This is a genomic window from Nonomuraea sp. CA-218870 (genome assembly GCF_050936535.1).
Lineage (GTDB): Bacteria > Actinomycetota > Actinomycetes > Streptosporangiales > Streptosporangiaceae > Nonomuraea > Nonomuraea corallina.
Genome location: NZ_JBNJMN010000001.1, coordinates 2,170,702 through 2,190,938 on the forward strand (window position 1 = coordinate 2,170,702; position 20,237 = coordinate 2,190,938).

Here is a 20,237-nt window from a genome sequence, read left to right on the forward strand (position 1 = left end):
CGCGCCGGCCGCCCTTCGCGTCCCGTCAGTTGAACAGCAGGCGCAGGGAGAACGTCATCTCCGTGTCGGTCACCTTGCCGCTGAGACCGACGGCGCGCAGCACCTCCACGCTCGCCTTCTCATCGCCCTGCATGTCCGCCAGGTAGAGCTTCTCCACCTTGTCCAGGTCCACGAACAGGCCGTACGTGGCCTCGCCCGCGTCCGGGATGGCGGCCTGGAAGGTCTCGCTCTCGCCGAGCGTGCCCTCTCCTGCCAGCTTCTTGGCGTACTCGTCGGTGGTCGCCACGGTGAACACGCCGTCGCCCGCGACCTTGGCGATCTGGAGCGGCTGACCCTGGGCGGCCAGGCTCTGCTGCAGCCGGTCCACGATGGCCTGGGCCTTGGCGGGGTCGGTGGCGATCCGCAGGCCGGCCTTGAACTGCTGGGTGTCGAGGCCCTCGCTGTCGATGGCGAGGGTGAGGTTCTGGCCCAGCAGGGTCGCCAGGTCGTCCGGCAGCTTCAGCCCGTACTGCTGCGCCTGCTGCAGGACGGCCTGGAACTCCTGGGACGCGCCCGCCGACTTCTGGATCTCGGGCCATTGCTTGGTCAGCATCTGGTCCATGCCGGAGACCGTCAACGCGCCGGCGGTCGAGCCGGGCAGCGCGGCCAGGTTCGCGGTGGTCAGGTCAGCGCCGCCGGTGAGACCGGTGGCCCCGGTCATGGTGCCGGCGAGTTCCACGTACCCGGCGTCGAAGCGGAGCGCGCCGGTGAACCGGGCGGTCTTGAGCTGCTTGAGCGCCTGCTGCTGCTCGGCGGTCACGAGATCCTTGGACTGCTCGGCGAGCTTGCCCGCGTGCGCCCAGAACGACAGCACGCCCTGCTCGCCGAGCGTGCCCAGGTCGGCGCTGAACTCGGCGTTGTCGGCCAGGCTGGACTCCGCGGCGGCGTACTTGTCGGCCTGCTCCTGCGTCTGGCCCACGATCGCGTAGTCCTCGCGGAAGGCGATGCCGTGCTTGGCGCGGCCCATCACCTTGGCGATGCCGGCCTTGGCGGCCTCCTCGTCCTTGACCTGGACCGCGATCACGACGTCGGGGTCCTCGCCGCCGCTGGGCACCGCGCCGAACCCGATCCGGCTCCCGAGCCACGGATCGATGTCCTTGGCGAAGTCGACGTCCTTCAGGTCTCCCTCGCTCTCCTTCAGGGAGTCGAAGAACGCCTTGCGAGGATCGTCACCCTGGAAGGTGTCCTTGGTGGCGGAGAACTTCTGCGCGATCTGGAACAGGGCCACCTTCTGGTTGGCGGCCGGGTCGAGGTCAAGCCGGGCGTAGGCGATGGTTTCGGCGGGCAGCACGTCGTGCGGCTGGGTGCCGCCGCCGCCCAGGAACGAGCCGACGGCCCAGGCGCCGCCGCCGAAGAGCACCACGGCGAGCGCCGCCGCGATGGCGATCACCAGCCCCTTGCGGCTCTTGCCGGGCGGCTCGCCGCCCGCCGCGCCCTGGCCCTGCCAGCCGAGCTGCTCCTGCTGGCCATAACCCTGCTGCGGGTAGCCCTGCTGGCCGTAACCCTGCTGACCGTAACCCTGCTGGCCGTAGTTCTGCTGGCCGTAGCCCTGCTGGTCGTAGCCCTGCTGCGGGTAGCCGCCCTGCTGGGCGTGCTGCTGCTGGCCGTACGGGGCCTGGCCGTGCTGTTGCTGCCCGTACTGCTGCTGGTCGTAGCCGGGCTGGCCGCCATAGGGGGCCTGCTGGCCATAGGACGCCTGCTGGCCGTAGGGAGCCTGCTGACCTGAGTCGGTCTGTCCCCCGTACTGCGGCTGCCCGTACTGCTGCTGCTGGCCGTAGGGGGCCTGCTGCTGGTACGGCTGCTGCGGGGGGTAGGGCTGGCCGTGGGACGCGGGCATCGTCGGCGGGTTCTCGGGCTGATCCTGATTCCACCGGTACGCTGTCGTCCGGTCAGGATCCTGCCCCGACGGGGGATAATTCGCAGACATCACTCAACTCACACTGTGGACGCTTAAATCACACAGAAACTAGCTGATGTTGCTAGACCCCCGCTTGCAATGTACTGAAGTACGTGTCAGGCCCGGCTGTGCGGGCTCCCGGCTTCTTTTCGCAAGATCGCCATATTTGGGCAGGTGGGTCGTCAATGTCCGGATGCCGTACAGTATGACGTACTAGAATATAGTTCCGTATCGAGGCAGGGGCGGATGACCAAGTTCGACGAGGCCACGCAGGCGATCCGGGTCGACGAGACCACCTACGACGTGTGTCTCGACCCCGGCTACCAGATCGGCGGCCCGCTCAACGGCGGCTATCTGATGGCCGTGCTGCTGCGCGCCGTGGTCGACGAGTCGCCGTTCGCGCACCCGGTGAGCACGGCCGCCCAGTTCCTCAAGGCGCCCGTCCCCGGGCCCGCCACCGTACGCGTCGAACGGATCAAGACCGGCAGGACCGCCGCGTTCACCCGCGCCACCCTCGTCCAGGACGACGTCGCGCAGATGGAGACCCTCGTCACCACCGCCACGCTGACGAACGCCGACCCCGTCTACGCCGCCGAGCCCGGGCACGCCATGCCGCCCCTGGAGGAGTGCGTCAGGCTGCCCGACCCCAAGCCCGAGTCGAACATGAACATGAACGCCCAGGTGGAGGTCCGGTTCGACCCGCCGAGCATCGGCTGGCTCACCGGCGCGCCCGCAGGCCGGCCGGAGTCGCGCGCCTACTTCCGGATGGCCGAGCCGCAGGACCCCGACCCGTTCGTGCTGGCGGTGGCCGTGGACGCGCTGCCGCCCGTGGTGTTCTCCGCCGGCCTGCGCGGCTGGGCGCCGACCGTCGAGCTCACCTGGCACCTGCGCGCGCTGCCCGCCCCCGGCTGGCTCACCGTGGTCGCCGGCGGCCGGCTCATCGCCGACGGATGGTTCGACGAGGAAGCCGAGGTGTGGGACTCGACGGGCCGCCTGGTCGCCCAGTCGCGCCAGCTGGCGCGGGTGGGACGAGGGTGACACGCGCGCTGTGAGCATTCTTACGCAGTGGAGACAGCGCAGGTCGCCTACCCTCTGAAGAGTGCCGGACGCCAGCATTGGGATCTTCGACAGCGGGGTCGGCGGACTGACGGTCGCCCGGGCGATCATCGACCAGCTGCCCCACGAGTCCATCACCTACGTCGCTGACACGGCCCGGCAGCCGTACGGGCCCAAGCGCATCGCCGAGGTGCGCGCCTACGCGCTCGAGGTGATGGACCACCTCGTCGCCGACGGCGTCAAAATGCTCGTGATCGCCTGCAACAGCGCCAGCGCCGCCGTGCTCCGCGACGCCCGCGAACGCTACGAGCTGCCCGTCGTCGAGGTGATCCAGCCCGCCACCCGGCGGGCGGTGCGCGCCACGCGCAACGGCAGGGTGGGCGTGATCGCCACCCGGGCCACGATCCAGTCGATGGCCTACCACGACGCCTTCACCGCCGCCCCCGACGTGCTGCTCACCGGCGTGGCCGCCCCGCGCCTCGTGGAGTACGTCGAGCGCGGCGAGACGATGAGCGAGGAGCTCATCCAGGCCGTCGGCGGCTACCTGGAGCCCATCCAGGAGGCCGGATGCGACACGCTCATCCTCGGCTGCACCCACTACCCGCTGCTCACCGGCGCGATCTCCTACGTCGCGGGCGACGGGGTCACGCTGGTGTCCAGCGCCGACGAGACGGCCAAGGACGTCTACCGCGTCCTGCACGACCGCGGCCTGGCGGCCGGCAGCGAGGCCACCCCCCGGCACCGCTTCCGCGCCACGGGCGACTCCACACTCTTCGCCCGGCTCGGACGCCGCTTCCTGGGCCCGGAGATCGACGCGGTCGAAGTCGCTCCTGTGGGGGGTACCACCGTCAAGGGAGGCCCGCATGAAAGTGACCATCATCGGCTGCTCAGGAAGCTTTCCCGGCCCTGACAGCCCCGCGTCCTGCTACCTCGTCGAGGCCGAGGGCTTCCGGCTGCTGCTCGACTTCGGCAGCGGATCCCTGGGAGTGCTCCAGCGCCACATCGGCCTGTACGACGTCGACGCGATCTGCCTGTCCCACCTGCACGCCGATCACTGCCTCGACCTGTGCGGCTACCACGTGGCCCGCACCTACGGCCCCGCCGCCCCGTACCCGCGCGTCCCCGTGCACGCGCCCGCCGACGCGCCGCGGCGGCTCGCCGGCGCCTACGGCATGCCGGAGGAGCCCGGCATGGAGACCGCGTTCGACTTCACCGGGCTCGCGCCCGGCACGATCGAGGTCGGCCCGTTCACCCTGACCTCCGCCCGGGTCAACCACCCCGTGGAGGCGTACGGATTCCGCGTCGAGCACGGCGGGCGCAGCGTCGCCTACTCCGGCGACACCGGCGCGTGCGCCGAGCTCGTCAAGCTGGCCGCCGACGCCGACCTGCTGCTGTGCGAGGCGTCGCTGCTCGACCGGCCGGACCTGCCCGTCGGCCTCCACCTGTCCGGCCGCCAGGCGGCCGAGCACGGCGCCAAGGCCGGGGTGGGCCGCCTCGTGCTCACCCACCTCGTACCGTGGAACCCCGAGACCGCCGTCCTGGACGACGCCACCAAGGGCGGCTACACCGGGCCGATCGAGCTGGCCCGCAGCGGCGCCGTCTACGACCTGGCGTGAGACGCGGTCCGCGCCGGCGTGCGGCGGAGATAGGCTGATCCGCATGTCGCGACAGGATGGCCGAAACCCCGACCAGCTCCGCCCCGTCACCATCACCAGAAACTGGCTCTCCCACGCGGAAGGCTCCGTGCTGGTGGAGTTCGGCCAGACGCGGGTGCTGTGCGCCGCTTCCGTGCAGGACAGCGTGCCGCGCTGGCGGCGCGGCAGCGGCGAGGGCTGGGTGACGGGCGAGTACGCGATGCTCCCGCGCGCCACCAACACCCGCAACGACCGCGAGTCCGTACGCGGCAAGATCGGCGGCCGCACCCACGAGATCTCCCGGCTGATCGGCCGCTCGCTGCGCGCCTGCGTCGACTACAAGGCCCTGGGCGAGAACTCGATCCTGCTCGACTGCGACGTCCTCCAGGCCGACGGCGGCACCAGGACCGCCGCCATCACCGGCGCCTACGTCGCGCTGGCCGACGCCGTCGCCTGGATGCGCGAGCGCAAGATGTGCCCCGGTGACCCGCTCATCGGCTCGGTGTCGGCGGTCTCCGTGGGCGTCGTCGGCTCGGTGCCCATGCTCGACCTCTGCTACGTCGAGGACGTCGCCGCCGAGACCGACATGAACGTCGTCATGACCGGCGAGGGCAGCTTCGTCGAGGTGCAGGGCACCGCCGAGGGCGCGCCGTTCGACCGCGGCGCCCTCGACCGGCTGCTCGACCTCGCCGCCGTCGGATGCGAGGAGCTCACGCTGATCCAGCAGGAGGCGCTGTCCGCATGAGGATCCTGCTCGCCACCCGCAACGCCGGGAAGATCGCCGAGCTGCGGCGCATCCTCGACGGGTTCGACATCGTGGGGCTCGAGGAGTTCCCCGACATCGGCGACGTGGCCGAGACCGGCGTCACCTTCGAGGACAACGCCCTGCTCAAGGCCCGCGAGGTGGCCCGGCAGTCCGGCCTGCCATCGGTGGCCGACGACTCCGGGCTCTGCGTCGACGTGCTCAACGGCATGCCCGGCGTCTTCTCCGCCCGCTGGTCCGGACGGCACGGCGACGACCGGGCCAACCTCGACCTGGTGCTCGCCCAGGTGTCCGACGTGCCCGACGACAAGCTCACCGCCCACTTCACCTGCGTGGCCGCGCTCGCGCTGCCCTCCGGCGAGACGCGCGTGGCCGAGGGCGTCCTGCCGGGCCGGCTGATCCGCGCCCCGCGCGGCTCCGGCGGCTTCGGCTACGACCCGATCTTCGTGCCCGACGGCGACACCCGCACCACGGCCGAGATGACGGCCGGCGAGAAGGACGCCATCAGCCACCGCGGCCGCGCCTTCCGCGCCCTGGCCCCCGTCGTCCGCGAGCTGCTCACCCCGTAACCACCGCGTAAGAACCCGCGGCCACCGGAGGCGTAGCGTCGGTGGTGTGGGGAGAGAAGAAGCCGCGCCCGCCTGGGCGGGCGCGCTGGCAGGCATCGTGGCGGGCGCCGTGGCGCTCGGCGTCGCGCAGCTCGGCGCAGGACTGATCCGGGCAGGGGTGTTCCCGGTCCTGGCCGTGGGCGACTGGGTGGTCGACCTGTCGCCGGCGCCGCTGAAGGAGTTCGCGATCCGGACGTTCGGCGAGAACGACAAGAACGTCCTGGTCGGGGGAGTGCTCGTCGTGCTCGCCCTGATCGCGGCCGGCATCGGCGTGGCGGCCCGGCGTCGTCCGGCCTACGGCACGGCCGGCCTCGCCGCCTTCGGGGCGATCGGGCTGGCGGCGGTGCTGACCAGGCCCGGCGCGTCGGCCGCCGACGCCCTGCCGACCCTGGCCGGGGTCGTGGCTGGCGCCTGCGCCCTGCCCTGGCTCCTGCGCCGCGCCACCCCGCCCCGGGGCCGCCCCGCGGACGGGGCAGGCTCTCCGAGCGGCACACCGGGGCACGAACCACCCGCCGGGACCGCCGAGCGGCCCGCGGTCATGCGGGCGCCGGGCGTGCCGGCCGCCTTCGACCGGAGACGCCTGCTCACCGGCGCCGCCGGAGGCGTGGCGGCCGCCGGAGCCACCGCCTTCCTGGGCCGCTCGCTCGCCGGGGCCCGCGCCGTCGACGCCGCCCGGGTCCGCGTCACCCTGCCCCCCGCCGCGCACCCGGCCCCGCCCCTCCCGGCCGGAGCCGACCTGAGGATCGGCGGCCTGTCCCCGTTCGTCACCCCGAACGCCGACTTCTACCGCGTCGACACCGCGCTCATCGTCCCCCAGGTCGACCCGCGGACCTGGACCCTGCGCGTGCACGGCCTCGTCGACCGGCCCATCGAGATCACGTACGACGACCTGCTCCGACGCCCGCTCGTCGAGGCCGACATCACCCTCGCCTGCGTCTCCAACGAGGTCGGCGGCCCCTACGTGGGCAACGCGCGCTGGCTCGGCGTGCGGATGGCCGACGTGCTGCGCGAGGCCGGCGTCCGCCCCGAGGCCGACATGCTGCTGTCCACCTCCCGCGACGGCTTCACGTGCGGCACCCCCGTGGACGTCATCCTGGACGGCAGGGACGCGCTGTTCGCCATCGGGATGAACGGCGAGGCGCTCCCCGTGGACCACGGCTTCCCGGTGCGGCAGGTGGTGCCCGGCCTGTACGGGTACGTCTCGGCCACCAAATGGGTGGTGGACGTCAAGGTGACCAGGTTCGACCGCGACGAGGCGTACTGGACGCCGCGCGGCTGGGCGGCCAAGGGGCCCATCAAGACGCAGTCCCGGATCGACGTCCCCCGGGCCGAGGCCGAGCTGAAGACCGGCCGCACCACGATCGCGGGCGTCGCCTGGGCGCAGCACACCGGCGTCGACGCCGTCGAGGTGCGGGTCGACCGGGGCCCGTGGCGGCAGGCGCGGCTCGCCCAGGTGCCCGGCCCGGACACCTGGCGGCAGTGGGCGCTCGACTGGGACGCCACGCCGGGCGACCACACGATCGAGGTACGGGCGACGGACGCGGCCGGTCGCACCCAGACCGAACAGCGCGCGCCGGTGGCCCCCGACGGCGCCACCGGCTGGCACACGATCAACGTCCACGTCACCTGACGACGGCTCGATCGCCCGGCAATGAGGGCGTTTGTGCTGGTAGGGCGCCTAGTCCTGGCCGAGAATCTTCCTGACTTTCGCCCCTGCGTCACGCCGCGCGCCCCTACGATCGGCGTCGAGCACTGACAGGAGGCAGGACGTGTCCCGCGACCGCAAACCCAGCGTCCGGTGGGTCCTACCCGAGGGGCAGTACAACCCCGTGGTCGCCGACGGGGTGCGGTGGCTCGACTACGAGAACGCCACCACCCCCGGCCCGCCCGACTCCGATCCGCCTGACCCACCCGACCCCGCTGCCCATGCGCAGGCGACGCCGGAGCCTGCCGGGAGCCCGCTCCCGGAGCGGCACTCCTGCGGAACGGCCGGGTGGAACTCCGGCGCGTGGCTCTTCGAAGCCCCGGTTTCTCCGGGTCCTGCTCCGGCAGGACCGGTTCAGGCGGACGGCGAGGGTTCCCTCGGCACGGTCGCGCGAGGTCCCGAGGTACGGGACGGTGGGGTCCACGACGGTCCGCCCACCGTGGGCTCGACCCGTTGGGGTGATCTGAATCCAGACGGTTCACCGACTCGGCGCGACCTGGGAGCACAGGCTCTCGGCCGGTCGGCCCCGCACGGTGAGAGCCCCGCTGAAGCGCCCGACCTGCAGACGACCCCGCCGCACGGCGCGTGCGTCGGCCGTGAGCCCGCGACTTCCGACACCCAGGCTGCCGAGCCCGGCCCGCAAGGGAGCGCGGGCGTGGACGGCGCCGGCGATGTGGGGAGCGCCGGAGGGGCGGGAATCCTAGGAGAACTCGGACAGCCCGAACCCACCGGCGCGGCCCGGCCAAGAGGCGAGCAGCCCTGGCCGGAAGGCCGGGCCGGTGCGCCTGCCGTTCCCCCGGTGACCTTTCTGGGGACCCGCCCGCCGGTCGCGGCCGCCGGTGTTCGCGACCTCGGAGAGACGCAGCTCGGTCATCCGGGGCACCAGGGGCCCGCCGGGCGTCCGTCGGATCACTTCGGCGGGGGCGCGGGGAGCAAGCGAGGGGTCGCCGGGTACGACTGGTTCGACTGGCCGCACCGGCCGCCGGCTCTGGCCGAGAGCAGGTCGTACGGGACGCCGGGCGGGCTGGCCCGGCCGGACCCGCAGGTGGAGCAGGACCTGGCGCTGGCGGTGGAGCCGGGCACCCGGTTCCCCGATCCGCGCGGGACCTGGGTGCGGCTGATCAACGGCGGCGGCCCCGCCGACGACCCGTTCCGCGCCTCGAACGCCGCCGACTGCGCGCTGGCCGTGCTGTCCACCTGGCACGGGGAGCCGGCCGCCGCCGCGCCGAGGACGCCCGAGTACGACGCCATCGGCCGGCCGCTGCTCACCGGCGAGGCGGGGAGCACCGCGCGGATGGAACGCTGGACGGGCCAGCGCTTCCAGTACGCCGGTCAGGGACGGCACGCCTACCCGATGCTGGCCCTCCGCCTGCGCGAGGCGGGGCACGGCGCGTCGGCGGTGATCGTGGTCCGCTGGCCCGCGGGCGGGTCGCACGCCTGGAACGCGGTCAACCATCAGGGCGAGGTCATCTGGATCGACGCGCAGCGGGGTCACATGGCGGTCGATCCTCTCTACACCACCGTGACCGGGGTGTTCTGCGTCATCCTCGACAGGAAGGGGCAGCCGCGGTGAACCTCGACCAGGCCAGGGCGCTGGCGGAGGAGTACTTCAACGGGGTGCGCCCGGCGGAGGGGGCGCTGCCCGTGGGGGTCTACGGGTTCGGCGAAGGGTTCGTGGCGTGGGCGCGGGAGCCGGAGCCGGATGATCCGGCCCGGCTGCCGGACACGATCGGCGGCGGGTGCGTCGTCATCGACGGGTCCTCGGGCGAGGTGGTCGCCCGTCCTCTGCTGGATCCGGAGTCGGTCGCCGACCTGTGGCCGGGCCGCCACCCGCGCTGACCGGCGGGTCCTGCCATCGCGGGCCGGGCGCCGCCCCCATGGACGCCCGGCCTCGGGCACGCCGGAGCGAAGACCCTTCGCGACGGAGTTACCTATATCCGGATTTAGCCAGCGATAACTGATTTATCCGGATTGTCAGCCAGTGCCCAGCGCTCCCACGATCGACGCCCTGGCCGCCCGTCGCCCCGGCAGGATCGCGGCCACCACGCCCGCCACCCCCGACAGCGCCACGAACAGCCCGATCTGCCACGGCGTCACCGCGAAGACCGCCCCCGGCAGCATCGCCCGGCCGGCCGCCCAGCCGAACACGAGGCCGAGCACCACCCCGACCACCGCGCCGACGAGCCCCAGCACCAGCGCCTCGATCGAGAGCATCCGCCGCAGCTGCGCCCTGGTCAGCCCGAGCGCCCGCAGCAGCGCCGACTCCCGGGTACGTTCGTGCACCGACAGGGAGAGCGTGTTGGCGATGCCGAGCAGCGAGATGAGGATGGACAGCCCGAGCAGCCCGGCGACGATCATCAGCAGCATGTCCAGCGTCTCGTCGAACTCCCCGCGCACCTCGGTCGAGCTCCGCAGCTGGACCGTCGGGTGCGCGGCCGTGGCCGCCTCCACGACGGCCCGCGCCCGCTCCGGGGCCACGCCGTCCGCGATGACGATCACCACCTGGCTGTCCGGCACGTCACCGAACAACTCGGTGAACTGCTCCGGGGCCACGGCGAGCGACGGCAACGGCGACGCCTCGCCCAGGGCCGCCACCACCGTGAGCGCCACCGTCCCGGACCCCGCGCCGACCCGTACCGTGTCGCCGACGCCCACGCGCAGGTCCGCCGCGGCCTTCCCGCGCACCGCCACCTGCCCGGCGGCCAGCTCGGGCAGCGCGCCGGAGACCGGCTCCGGACCGATCCGGCCCTCGTACGTGCCGATCCGCACGTCCACCGCGCCCACCGTCGCGGCGCTCTCGCGGACCCGCAGCACGGCGGCCAGCTCCGGCCGGTCCTTCAGCTCCTCGCCGACCGACCGGGGGATGCCTCTCTCCCGCTCCTGGGGGACGAGCAGATAGTCGACGGGGAACTGCTCGTCCAGCTTCTCCGTGACCGTCGCCCGGGTGGACGTGGTGACCACAGAGATCAGCGTCATCAGCGTGACCCCGACCGTCAGCGCCACCGTCGTGGTCGCCGCCCGCCCGGGGTTGCGTCCCGCGTTGTCCACCGCCAGCCGCCCCGGCACCCCGAACAGCGCCGCCGGGACCCGGCCGAGCACCCGGCTCAACGGCCTGACCAGCACCGGCCCCAGGATCAGCACCCCCAGGAACGTCAGCACGCCGCCCCCCATCACCACGAACAGCGAGACCTGCTCGCCCGGCGGGAGCACCAGCGCCCCCGCCGCCGCCGCGCCGAGCCCCGTCACCAGGAACAGCGCCGCGAGGACCACCCGCGGCCGGCCCGCGCGGAACGGCTGCTCCTCCACCTGCGTGCGCAGCGCGGCCACCGGCGCCACCCGGGTGGCGGTCCGGGCGGGCGGCACCGCCGCGCCGACCGTGACTGCCAGGCCCACGCCCAGGCCGACGGCGATCGTCTCCGGCGACAGGGCGAGCGCCGCCTCGGTCGGCAGCGGCGCGTTCAGCGCGTCGAGGACCGCGAGCGTGAGCGCGCCCAGCCCGTACCCGGCCGCGAGCCCGGTCGCCGACGCCACCAGCGCCACCACCGCCGACTCGATCAGGATCGAGCCGAACACCTGTCCCCGGGTCGCCCCGACGCAGCGCAGCAGCGCCATCTCGCGGGCGCGCTGCGCCACGAGGATGGCGAAGGTGTTGTAGATGACCAGCCCGGCCACGAACATCGACACCAGGCCGAACATGAGCAGCCCGACCGTGAGCGCGCGCAGCTCCAGCCCGGCCCGCCGGGCCAGGTCGGCCGCCAGCTCCTCACCGGTCAGCACCCGGTGGCCGCCACCAGCGGCCGCCGCCACGGCCCGCCTGAGCGCCGCCGGGTCGTCCCCGGCCACGTCGATCTCGGCGAAGCCCTTCACGCCGGTCATCCGCCGCGCCGTGGCCGGGGTGAACCCGACCGCGCCGGTGTACGCCAGCTCCTGGTCCACTCCCGGATCCAGGAGGCCGACCAGCTTGAACGCGTGCGCCTGCCCCCGGTGGTCGAGCACCCTGACCGTGTCGCCGACCTTGAACCCCTCGGCCCTGGCCGTGTTCTCGTCGACCACCGCCGCGTGGTCGTCGGAACCCGGACCGGTGCCGCCGACGATCGTGGTCCGGTCCAGCGCCCCGGAGACGATCGACACGGCCGTGGCCGGCACGTCGCCGATCGCCCTGCCGTCCCTGCCGAGCAGCGGCGCGTTCGCCCGTACCAGGCCCTGGGCCTCGCGCACGCCCGGCACCTCCCGCACCCGGGCCAGCACCTCGGACCCGATCCGTTCGCCGGGATCCTCCGGCAGCACGGCCACCGCCACCTTGCCGGCGTCGGCCGTGACCCGCTCGGCGAACCCGGCCTGGATGGTGTCGTTCAGCACGAACGTGCCCGCGATGAACGCCACCCCCAGCATGATCGACAGCGAGGTGAGCAGCAGCCGGAACCGGTGCGCCCGCAGCCCCGCGCGTGCGGTCCTCAGCACCTCACGCCTCCAGCTTGATCAGCGTGTCCAGCACCGTCTGCGGCGTGGGCGCGGACAGCTCGTCCACCAGCCGGCCGTCACGCAGGAACACCACCCGGTCGGCGTACGAGGCCGCCGTCGGGTCGTGCGTCACCATGACGATCGTCTGCCCCAGCTCACGCACCGACGCGCGCAGGAACGACAGCACCTCCGCGCCGCTGCGCGAGTCGAGGTTGCCCGTCGGCTCGTCCGCGAAGATCACCCGCGGTTCGCTGATCAGCGCCCTGGCCACCGCGACCCGCTGCTGCTGGCCGCCGGACAGCTCCGCCGGCCGGTGCCCGAGCCGGTCACGCAGCCCCACCGTGGCGATCACCCGGTCGTAGCGGGCCGGATCCGGCCGCCGGGCGGCGATCCGCAGCGGCAGCAGGATGTTCTCCTCGGCCGTCAGCGTCGGCAACAGGTTGAACGCCTGGAAGACGAAGCCGATCCGCTCCCTGCGCAGCAGCGTGAGCTGCTTGTCGCCGAGCCCGGTCAGCTCGACGTCACCGATGTGGACAGTGCCGGAGGTGGCCGTGTCCAGACCGGCCAGGCAGTGCATCAGCGTGGACTTGCCCGAGCCGGACGGGCCCATGATGGCGGTGAAGGCGCCGGAGGCGAAGGACACGTCCACCTCGCGCAGCGCGTGCACCCGGGCGTCGCCCTCGCCGTACACCTTGGTCAGGGATGTGGCCATCACGGCCGGAGGGCCATGGTGCCGGGACTCGGTGAAGCTCACGTTCACTCCTCGTCAGGGACTTACGAACGCGATTCACGCTAAAGCCGGAAATCTCGCCATCCATGGGCCCTGAGGAGGGACTTCACCTGCGCCGCCGGACGACCCCCATCAGCCGTTCAGCCGATGCGACGGCACGATCAGCCCCGCCTCGTACGCGTACACCACCACCTGCGCCCGGTCCCGCAGCCCCAGCTTGGCCAGCACCCGCCCCAGATGCGTCTTGACCGTCGCCTCCGCCACCTCCAGCTCGGCCGCGATCTCCGCGTTCGAGCGGCCCCGCGCCACCATGAGCAGCACCTCCCGCTCGCGCGGCGTCAGCTCCGCCGCCGCGGCCGGCGGCTCCGACGGCAGGTGCGCGGCGAACCGGTCGAGCATCCGCCGCAGCGTACGCGGCGACACCACCGCGTCACCCGCGTGCACCGACCGGATCGCGCTCACCAGCTCCGCCGTGGGCACGTCCTTCAGCAGGAAGCCCGAGGCCCCCGCCTTGACCGCCGCGAACGCGTACTCGTCCAGGTCGAACGTCGTCAGGATGAGCACCTTCGGCCCCCGGATGTGGCCGAGCGCCTCCACCCCGTCCATGCCCGGCATGCGCACGTCCATCAGCACCACGTCCACCTCGACGGACCGCAGCAGCTCCACCGCGCGCGACCCGTCGCCCGCCTCCGCGACCACCTCGATGCCGGGCTGCGCGCCCAGCACCATGCGGAACCCCGCCCGCAACAGCTCCTGGTCGTCGACCAGCATCACCCGGATCGTCCCGTCCACCCGAACCCCTAAGCCGCCCGCACCCGCGGCACCGGCAGCCTGGCCAGCACCTCGAACCCGCCACCCGGCCGCGGCCCCGCCGTGACCTCCCCGCCGTACATGGCGGCCCGCTCCCGCATCCCCAGCAGCCCGTGACCGCCGGAGGCGGGCGGCGCGGCCGCACCCAGACCGTCGTCGGTCACCCGGACCACCAGCTCCGAGTCGCGGCACCGCAGCTCCACCAGGGCGCGCACCCGAGAGCCGCCGTGCTTGAGCGCGTTCGTCAGCGCCTCCTGGACGATGCGGTAGACCGCCAGCTGCACGCCCTCCGGCGGCGCGCCGGGATCACCGACGACCCGCAGCCGCGCCGGCACGCCCGCCCCGCGCACCAGGTCCTCCAGTTGCGCCAGCCCCGGCTGCGGCGTGTACTCGGGGCCGCCCGCGCCCTCGTCCTCCCTGAGCACGCCCACCAGCCGGCGCATCTCCGCCAGCGCCTCCCTGCCGGTACGGGAGACGGCCCGCACCGCCAGCCGGGCCTGCTCCGCGTCGGAGCCGATCGCGTAACCCGCGCCGTCGGCCTGCACCACCATGACACTCACATGGTGGGCCACCACGTCATGCAGCTCCCTGGCGATCCGCGCCCGCTCGGCCGCGGCGGCCATCTTGGCCCGCTGGTCGCGCTCCAGCTCCGCCCGCCTGGCCCGCTCCTCCAGGCCCTCCAGATAACGCCTGCGCGTGCTCGCGTACAGCCCGGCCAGCCAGACCGTCACCACGAGGATCGAACCGGTCGTGAACATGCCCAGCGTCGGCGTGTCCCACCGCACCAGCGCCAGCAACACCCCGAGCTCCGTCACCAGCACCGCCGCCGACGACCACCGCAACGAGCACCGCGCGGCCACCGCCCAGAGCGCCACCAGCACCGCCAGGTTGGCCGGCACCACCTCCACCCCCGCGGCCCACTGGCCGAAACTCACCAGCGCGACCCCGCAGAACGCCAGAACCGGCCGCCGCCACCACACCATCAGCGGCGCCAGCAGCACCAGCGTCAGAGCGACATGGCCGGCCAGCCCGGCAGGCTCGTCGAACGCGCGCGGGGCCGCCGGCAAGAGGCACAGCACCGCGACGGGCGCCACCCGCAGGGCGTCCATCATCTTCCCGCGGCGCGCCGACCACGCCCTCACCTTGCCGAACACATCCTCACGATACGGACGCCGAACACCTCCCGGGTCCGCCTTGAGACGGAAGTGCGCGTACGACCCAGGTCTTACACCACGCTTACGGCAGCTACGGCAACCTGGTACCCGGGAGCGCCCTCCGGGGCGAGTAAAGGGAGATCGTGATGACGGATCATGATCGCGATGCCGGGTCGCGCGGTGTGAACGGACCACCGCGCGACCCGAGCCGCCACGACCCGAGCCGCCACGACCCGAGCCGCTACGACACGAGCCGCTACGACACGAGCCGCTACGACCCGAGCCGGCACGACACGGCGGAACGGCCGCGCACCGAGATCCTCGGGTTCTCCGGCGACGGCAGGACCACCGTCCACCCCACTCCCTACGGAGACTTCGGGCCTGGCCCGTACTCCGGCCCCGGCTGGGACCCGCTGCCGCCTGCGCCACCCCCGAAGCCGGCCCTCGGCGACCTCCTCCGAGACAAGCTCCGAGACAAGCGCACCCAGATCGCCGGAGCCGGACTCGCCGGCCTCGTGCTCGGCGGCCTCCTCGGCGGCGGCGCCGTCGCCCTGGCCGGCGAGCTCGGGAACAGACCGGAACCCGCCGCCTCCTGGGACCGGCCCGGCCCCTTCGACCGGCACGACGACTTCCCCCTGCGCCCCGGCGAGCGCCGATGCTTCCAGACCGAGGGCCGGATCATCTGCCAGCTCGAACCCCAGCCCCTGCCGACGCGCACCGGCTAGCGATCTCCGGGTACGCGGCGGGAGTACGGGGAATGAACTCCGGGCAGCCGAACCCCGGGACCACCATGCCGCCACACCAGCCCCACCACCCTCCCCACCCCACCCCGCCCAGCGACCCGATCGCCCCGGACCCGCACGTCCCACCGAGCGAGCCTGTCCCGTCGAGTGGGTCCGCCCGGTCCTGCGAGGACGTTTCTCCCGGCGGGTCTGCGCCGTGCGGCGCGCGGCGTGAGGCGGGCCGGTTCGGGTCGGCCTCACGGCTGCCCGTCGTCGTTCTGGTCCCACACCCGCGCGGCCTCGACGCGCTGTCGGCCGTGGACGGCGTCACCCCGCTGCTGTACGACGTGCGCGCCGAGCCCCCGGAAGGCGCCGAGGCGGCCGAGGTCATCGTCATCCCCTCCCGCCCCGTGGACCGCGTCCTCGCCCTGCTCGACCGGCTCCCCGCACTCCGGCTCGTCCAGACCCTCAGCGCCGGCACCGACTCCTGGACCGGCCGCCTGCCCGCGCACGTCACCCTGTCGAGCGCCCGCGGCGCCCACGGCCCCGCCGTCGCCGAATGGGCCGCCGCCACCCTGCTGACCGTCGCCCGCGATCTCCCCGCCTTCGCCGCCGACCAGGCCGACGGCCGCTGGAACCCGCACGTCGCCGAGTCGCTCTGGGACCAGCGGGTGCTCATCATCGGCGCCGGCGACCTCGGCACCCAGCTCCGCGCCCGGCTGGAGCCGTTCGGCCCGCGCATCACGATGATGGCCCGCCGCGCCCGCCCCGGCGTCGTCCCCATGACGGACCTCCGCACCCTGCTGCCGGTCCAGGACGTGGTCGCCCTCATGGTGCCCCTCACCCCCGACACCCACCACCTCGCGGACAAGGGCTTCCTCGCCGCGATGAAGGACGGCGCCATCCTCCTCAACGCGGCCCGCGGCCCCGTCGTCGACACCCACGCCCTGCTCGCCGAGACCCGCGCCGGCCGCCTGCGCGCCATCCTCGACGTCACCGACCCCGAACCCCTCCCGCCGGACCACCCGCTCTGGCACGCCCCCGGCGTCCTCGTCACCCCGCACGTGGCGGGCGACGTCCCCCAGGCCGACACCCGCGCCTGGCAGGTCGCCGCCACCCAGATAGCCCAGTACGCCCGCGGGGAGAAACCGGCCAACACGGTCGGGTGATCGGCTTCGCCGAGTGTGGCCCAGCCGGTCGCCGTCGCGGTGCCGACAGGTCGCCGTGCTCGCTCAGCCGAGAGCAGGTGCGGTGCTCGCGCCGATGGTCTCGGCGAGTCGCGTGGGCAGGGGGTACGGGCGTTCCACCGGGAGCATCTCGGTGACGTCCTTCCCGTCGTGCAGCGCCTGCGGGATGTCACGGACCCGATCGGTCAGGTCGGTGATTCCCAGGATCCATTGGTCGACATGGCGGGCGACGGCAACGCCGGACAGCCCGATCTGGATGGATCGATGGGGCAGGGCATGGTGGTGCGGGTCGCGTTCAGGATCCCACTGGATCCGGACCGGGCTTTCGCGTAAGCGTTTCTTCCACTCCGCATGGCCGGTCCCGGCGTCGGGATGGCTGAGGCAGGAGTGTCCCAGCGCCCAGGCGAACCCCTCTCACGTGATGTCGATGGCCAAGACCCTGGTCTGGCCTGGCTTCGTGGCCCATCCGCAGCGGTACATCATCCACAGGAAGGACGGTTTGATCCAGGTCATCCGTTCGCGTTCGAAGGGCGGGACGAAGCGTTTCATGACCCCGCAGCATGACGAACCTGCTTGTCGTCGATCGACCGGATCAATCGCTCTGATGAGGAAGGGGGCCCTGTTCCCGCATTCAGGAAATATGTGTGGGGCCGGTGGGATTCGAACCCACACTGTCAGCTACCTAAAAGCTGTGCCTCTGCCATTGGGCTACGGCCCCTCACCTTTCCCTTACCGGCGGAATTCGCGGTCTGAGAATGGCGGTCAGGGCAGAGGAATCGCACATTCTCCTGTCGATTGTCGAGCCAGTCACCGTTGATGTGGTCGACATGGAGGGTGAGCGGTCTGCCCTGCCACGTGCCGTCAATCCTACAGCCTGCGCAGGCGTACGGCAGCCCGGCTTCCTGCATGGCCCGGCGCGGCGCAGGCGCCTTATCGCGGATGGAACCCGGCGGGCGGAGGACGAGTATTTCCTGGTAGGTGCGCAGTGTGGGAGGTTTCCGGCCCTTGCCGTGCGCCCTGCCCACGAAATGCGAGGTGTCGATGGCGTAGTGCTTCAGCCGGCGACCGATGTGCGCGTGGCTGGCGCCGGTCCACCTGATGCCCTGGCGGCGGAGCACGTCGGCGACGCTGAGAGAAGCCGCCGCCGCCTCGGCGAGCATCTCTCGCGTGTACTTCTGGTAAGCGGCCATGTCGTGAGAATAGAAAAACTCACCGACAATTCTTGAGGGTCACAGGCGGGTGAAATGCTCTTTGTCAGGAAAGGCCGAGTTTCTTCTTGAGGCTCGCGACGTGGCCGGTGGCCTTCACGTTGTAGAGGGCCTGTTCGATCTTGCCGTCGGCGTCGATGACGAAGGTGGAGCGGATGACGCCCTCCACCTCCTTCCCGTAGAGCTTCTTCAGCCCGTACGCCCCGTACGCCTTGTGGACCGCCAGCTCGGGGTCGGACAGCAGCGGGAAGGTCAGGGCGTCGCGTTCGACGAACGTGGCCAGCTTGGCGGGCTTGTCCTTGGAGACGCCCAGGACGACGTAGCCCTCGGCGGTGAGCTGGTCGAGGTTGTCGCGGAAGTCGCAGGCCTGTTTGGTGCAGCCGGGGGTCATGGCGGCGGGGTAGAAGTAGAGGATCACCCGCTTGCCGCGGTGGCCGGCGAGAGAGACGCTGCCGCCGTCGGCGGTGGGCAGCGTGAACTCGGGCGCGGCGTCGCCGGGCGCGAGCTTGGATTCGGTCATCAGGTCCTCCCGTGGTTCTTCTTGAGAACCTACTGGAGAACCTACCGGCGGCCTGCCGTGCCGTCCGGGCTGGTGACCTGACAGACTGATCGTCACGAGCAGGAGCGCGCCGGAAGGAGAGTCATGGCTGACACCGATCCTGATGAGCTGGAGCGGCGGATCGCGCGGACGCGCGCGGAGTTGGCGCAGACGGTGGACGCCATCGCCGACCGGGTGAGCCCGAAGCGGGTCGCCGAGCGCACGGTGGCGGATGCGAAGAGCAGGGCCGGTCACCTGGTGGCGCAGGTGAGTGACGCGCTGGGCATGTCGCCGCGGCCGGTGGAGCTGGGGCAGGACCCGGACCGGCTGTGGGACGAGGAGCCGCCGGACCTGGCTCCGGTGCTGATCGGGTTGGGCGCGGTGCTGGCGCTGGGGGCGGCCGTGGTGCTGTGGCGGCGGCGCAGGCGGCGGTAGGGCTTACAGGAAGGTCCTGCCCTCGCCTCGGTAGGTCGGCACGGATTCCACGACGGTGTCGCCGTCGACGAGGTGCAGGGTGTCGAAGCGCTCGCACAGCTCGCCCGCCTTGGCGTGCCTGAACCAGACGCGGTCGCCGATGCGCAGGTCCTCGGCGGCCTGGCCGGTGAGGGGGGTCTGGACTTCGCCGGCGCCTTCGTCGCGGCTGTAGCGCAGGCCGGCGGGCAGGTACGGCTGGGGTACGCGGCTGGGTCCGGCGGGGCCGGAGGCGAGGTAGCCGCCGCCGAGCACGGTCACGGTGTCGTGGCCGGGGCGGCGTACGACGGGGAGGGCGAACATCGCGGCGGGGCGGCCGGTGAAGCCGCGGTAGAAGTCGAACAGCCGGGGGTGGAAGAGCCCGGATCCGGCGGCGACCTCGGTGACGGCCTTCTCGCGTACGGTGCGTTCGATGGAGCCGGTGCCGCCGCCGTTGACGAACTCGAGGTCGGCGACCTGGCGGACGGCGTTGACGATGCGGCCGCGGCGCAGGATGAGCTCTCTGGCCGAGAGGGTCTGCATGAGGCGTACGGCGCGGCCGTACGCGGCGCTGGGCGGGGCGTCGCCGACGCCGGCGATCTGCGCCTCGTAGGCGAGCAGGCCGGTGAGCCGGTAGCCGGGGCGTTTGGCGATCTCGGCGGCGAGGTCGGCTGCCTGGTCGGCGTCGCGGACGGGGGAGCGGAGCGCGCCGGCCCTGAATCGGCCGCCGAGTGTGACGAAGCCGGCGTCGACGTCGAGGCAGAGCCGGATCTCGTGCCGGGGGCGGACGCCGGCCAGGGCGTGGTCGATGAAGGCGAGGTGCTCGGCGGAGTCGACGGTGAGGGTGATGTCGCGGGCGGCTTGGGCGTCGCCGGCGAGTTCGGCCAGCGCGTGCCGGTCGGCGGTGGGGTAGGCGACGACGAGGTCGGTGTGGCCGTGGGAGGCGAGCCAGAGCGCTTCCGGGAGGGTGAACGCCAGCAGGCCGCGGAAGCCGTCGATGGCGAGCACCTGGTCCAGCAGCGGGCGTGACCTGATGGATTTGGTGGCCACCCGGATCGGCTTGCCGGCGGCGCGGCGGACCATGCTCGCGGCGTTGGCGCGCAGGGCGGCCAGGTCGAGGATGGCGAACGGTGGCTCTAGCGAGGCGGTGGCCCGGTCGTAGCGCTGGCGGTCGTCCATACCGGCAGCGTAACGGCATAACCGGCAGATGAACATGAGGGTGATTCGCATTGATCGCCCAGGCCGTAATGATCGTGCAAACGGGCGGCGGGGACA

The 20,237-nt window shown here is 72.7% G+C and carries 18 protein-coding genes, 1 tRNA gene and 1 pseudogene; 11 read left to right on the top strand and 9 right to left on the bottom strand.

All coding sequences use genetic code 11. From position 1 onward, the window contains the following. Window positions 1-25: 25 nt before the first annotated feature. Entirely contained in the window at window positions 26-1,876 is a 1,851-nt protein-coding gene (locus tag ACQEUU_RS10765; protein WP_433063694.1) for a DUF3352 domain-containing protein, read from the bottom strand. Window positions 1,877-2,182: 306 nt separating this feature from the next. On the opposite strand from ACQEUU_RS10765, the gene ACQEUU_RS10770 reads away from it, so the two are divergent. The 8 genes from ACQEUU_RS10770 (at window position 2,183) to ACQEUU_RS10805 (ending at window position 9,541) form a co-directional block, all read left to right on the top strand. Next, window positions 2,183-2,974, top strand: a complete 792-nt coding sequence (locus tag ACQEUU_RS10770) for a thioesterase family protein (RefSeq protein ID WP_433063696.1) — start codon at window positions 2,183-2,185, stop codon at window positions 2,972-2,974. A gap of 61 nt (window positions 2,975-3,035) precedes the next feature. Then, the gene (murI, locus tag ACQEUU_RS10775; RefSeq protein ID WP_433063699.1) at window positions 3,036-3,902 is read left to right on the top strand and encodes a glutamate racemase; all 867 of its coding nucleotides are present in this window, start codon (window positions 3,036-3,038) and stop codon (window positions 3,900-3,902) included. Beyond that, window positions 3,856-4,608 carry an MBL fold metallo-hydrolase gene (locus tag ACQEUU_RS10780; protein ID WP_433063702.1) on the top strand — a complete coding sequence of 251 codons (753 nt, stop codon included), beginning with the start codon at window positions 3,856-3,858 and terminating at the stop codon, window positions 4,606-4,608. The genes murI and ACQEUU_RS10780 overlap by 47 nt, the downstream gene beginning before the upstream one ends. A gap of 43 nt (window positions 4,609-4,651) precedes the next feature. Beyond that, on the top strand, window positions 4,652-5,371 hold the full coding sequence (gene rph, locus ACQEUU_RS10785; RefSeq protein ID WP_433063705.1) for a ribonuclease PH: 720 nt from the start codon (window positions 4,652-4,654) through the stop codon (window positions 5,369-5,371). Further along, a complete protein-coding gene (gene rdgB, locus ACQEUU_RS10790; protein ID WP_433063708.1) occupies window positions 5,368-5,958 on the top strand; it encodes an RdgB/HAM1 family non-canonical purine NTP pyrophosphatase in 591 nt (196 codons plus the stop codon). The genes rph and rdgB overlap by 4 nt, the downstream gene beginning before the upstream one ends. A 46-nt stretch (window positions 5,959-6,004) precedes the next feature. Further along, window positions 6,005-7,627, top strand: coding sequence for a molybdopterin-dependent oxidoreductase (locus tag ACQEUU_RS10795; RefSeq protein ID WP_433063711.1), 1,623 nt, complete (start codon window positions 6,005-6,007; stop codon window positions 7,625-7,627). An 874-nt stretch (window positions 7,628-8,501) separates the two neighbouring features. After that, window positions 8,502-9,275: a toxin glutamine deamidase domain-containing protein gene (locus tag ACQEUU_RS10800; RefSeq protein ID WP_433063714.1), complete on the top strand. Its 774-nt coding sequence runs from the start codon at window positions 8,502-8,504 to the stop codon at window positions 9,273-9,275. After that, the gene (locus tag ACQEUU_RS10805) at window positions 9,272-9,541 is read left to right on the top strand and encodes a hypothetical protein (RefSeq protein WP_433063717.1); all 270 of its coding nucleotides are present in this window, start codon (window positions 9,272-9,274) and stop codon (window positions 9,539-9,541) included. Before ACQEUU_RS10800 ends, ACQEUU_RS10805 begins: the two co-directional genes overlap by 4 nt. Before the next feature lie 135 nt (window positions 9,542-9,676). On the opposite strand, the gene ACQEUU_RS10810 is transcribed toward ACQEUU_RS10805, so the two are convergent. The 4 genes from ACQEUU_RS10810 to ACQEUU_RS10825 all read right to left on the bottom strand — a co-directional run bounded on the left by ACQEUU_RS10810 (window position 9,677) and on the right by ACQEUU_RS10825 (window position 14,857). Then, window positions 9,677-12,163 carry an ABC transporter permease gene (locus tag ACQEUU_RS10810; RefSeq protein ID WP_433063720.1) on the bottom strand — a complete coding sequence of 829 codons (2,487 nt, stop codon included), beginning with the start codon at window positions 12,161-12,163 and terminating at the stop codon, window positions 9,677-9,679. Window position 12,164: 1 nt separating this feature from the next. After that, window positions 12,165-12,875 carry an ABC transporter ATP-binding protein gene (locus ACQEUU_RS10815; RefSeq protein WP_433071806.1) on the bottom strand — a complete coding sequence of 237 codons (711 nt, stop codon included), beginning with the start codon at window positions 12,873-12,875 and terminating at the stop codon, window positions 12,165-12,167. Window positions 12,876-13,025: 150 nt separating this feature from the next. Beyond that, window positions 13,026-13,664: a response regulator gene (locus ACQEUU_RS10820; RefSeq protein ID WP_433071808.1), complete on the bottom strand. Its 639-nt coding sequence runs from the start codon at window positions 13,662-13,664 to the stop codon at window positions 13,026-13,028. 29 nt (window positions 13,665-13,693) lie between these two features. Next, the gene (locus ACQEUU_RS10825) at window positions 13,694-14,857 is read right to left on the bottom strand and encodes a sensor histidine kinase (RefSeq protein ID WP_433063723.1); all 1,164 of its coding nucleotides are present in this window, start codon (window positions 14,855-14,857) and stop codon (window positions 13,694-13,696) included. Between the two features lie 146 nt (window positions 14,858-15,003). On the opposite strand from ACQEUU_RS10825, the gene ACQEUU_RS10830 reads away from it, so the two are divergent. Together ACQEUU_RS10830 and ACQEUU_RS10835 are read left to right on the top strand one after the other, a co-directional pair. Then, window positions 15,004-15,582 carry a hypothetical protein gene (locus ACQEUU_RS10830; RefSeq protein ID WP_433063726.1) on the top strand — a complete coding sequence of 193 codons (579 nt, stop codon included), beginning with the start codon at window positions 15,004-15,006 and terminating at the stop codon, window positions 15,580-15,582. Window positions 15,583-15,614: 32 nt separating this feature from the next. Next, a complete protein-coding gene (locus ACQEUU_RS10835) occupies window positions 15,615-16,748 on the top strand; it encodes a 2-hydroxyacid dehydrogenase (protein WP_433063728.1) in 1,134 nt (377 codons plus the stop codon). Between the two features lie 63 nt (window positions 16,749-16,811). Here the strand turns inward: ACQEUU_RS10835 and ACQEUU_RS10840 are convergent. From ACQEUU_RS10840 to bcp, 3 genes and pseudogenes are all read right to left on the bottom strand, one after another. Beyond that, a pseudogene (locus ACQEUU_RS10840) lies at window positions 16,812-17,315 on the bottom strand (DUF4291 domain-containing protein). Between the two features lie 96 nt (window positions 17,316-17,411). Further along, window positions 17,412-17,484: transfer RNA gene (locus tag ACQEUU_RS10845), tRNA-Leu, on the bottom strand. A 536-nt stretch (window positions 17,485-18,020) separates the two neighbouring features. Then, window positions 18,021-18,494, bottom strand: a complete 474-nt coding sequence (gene bcp / locus ACQEUU_RS10850) for a thioredoxin-dependent thiol peroxidase (protein WP_433063730.1) — start codon at window positions 18,492-18,494, stop codon at window positions 18,021-18,023. Between the two features lie 123 nt (window positions 18,495-18,617). Between bcp and ACQEUU_RS10855 the strand changes: the two genes are divergently transcribed. Next, the gene (locus ACQEUU_RS10855; protein WP_433063733.1) at window positions 18,618-18,947 is read left to right on the top strand and encodes a DUF3618 domain-containing protein; all 330 of its coding nucleotides are present in this window, start codon (window positions 18,618-18,620) and stop codon (window positions 18,945-18,947) included. 3 nt (window positions 18,948-18,950) lie between these two features. On the opposite strand, the gene ACQEUU_RS10860 is transcribed toward ACQEUU_RS10855, so the two are convergent. Then, complete coding sequence (locus ACQEUU_RS10860; RefSeq protein ID WP_433063736.1) at window positions 18,951-20,141, bottom strand: amino acid deaminase/aldolase; 1,191 nt, start codon at window positions 20,139-20,141, stop codon at window positions 18,951-18,953. Window positions 20,142-20,237: the final 96 nt, after the last annotated feature.

Bases quoted from the DNA above. Each gene is read 5' to 3' on its own strand.
- ACQEUU_RS10855 (WP_433063733.1), top strand. From the start codon at position 18,618: ATGGCTGACACCGATCCTGATGAGCTGGAGCGGCGGATCGCGCGGACG.
- ACQEUU_RS10860 (WP_433063736.1), bottom strand. From the start codon at position 20,141: ATGGACGACCGCCAGCGCTACGACCGGGCCACCGCCTCGCTAGAGCCA.
- ACQEUU_RS10835 (WP_433063728.1), top strand. From the start codon at position 15,615: ATGAACTCCGGGCAGCCGAACCCCGGGACCACCATGCCGCCACACCAG.
- ACQEUU_RS10815 (WP_433071806.1), bottom strand. From the start codon at position 12,875: ATGGCCACATCCCTGACCAAGGTGTACGGCGAGGGCGACGCCCGGGTG.
- ACQEUU_RS10765 (WP_433063694.1), bottom strand. From the start codon at position 1,876: ATGCCCGCGTCCCACGGCCAGCCCTACCCCCCGCAGCAGCCGTACCAG.
- ACQEUU_RS10830 (WP_433063726.1), top strand. From the start codon at position 15,004: ATGACGGATCATGATCGCGATGCCGGGTCGCGCGGTGTGAACGGACCA.
- rdgB (WP_433063708.1), top strand. From the start codon at position 5,368: ATGAGGATCCTGCTCGCCACCCGCAACGCCGGGAAGATCGCCGAGCTG.
- ACQEUU_RS10820 (WP_433071808.1), bottom strand. From the start codon at position 13,664: ATGCTGGTCGACGACCAGGAGCTGTTGCGGGCGGGGTTCCGCATGGTG.
- ACQEUU_RS10770 (WP_433063696.1), top strand. From the start codon at position 2,183: ATGACCAAGTTCGACGAGGCCACGCAGGCGATCCGGGTCGACGAGACC.
- rph (WP_433063705.1), top strand. From the start codon at position 4,652: ATGTCGCGACAGGATGGCCGAAACCCCGACCAGCTCCGCCCCGTCACC.
- bcp (WP_433063730.1), bottom strand. From the start codon at position 18,494: ATGACCGAATCCAAGCTCGCGCCCGGCGACGCCGCGCCCGAGTTCACG.
- ACQEUU_RS10780 (WP_433063702.1), top strand. From the start codon at position 3,856: ATGAAAGTGACCATCATCGGCTGCTCAGGAAGCTTTCCCGGCCCTGAC.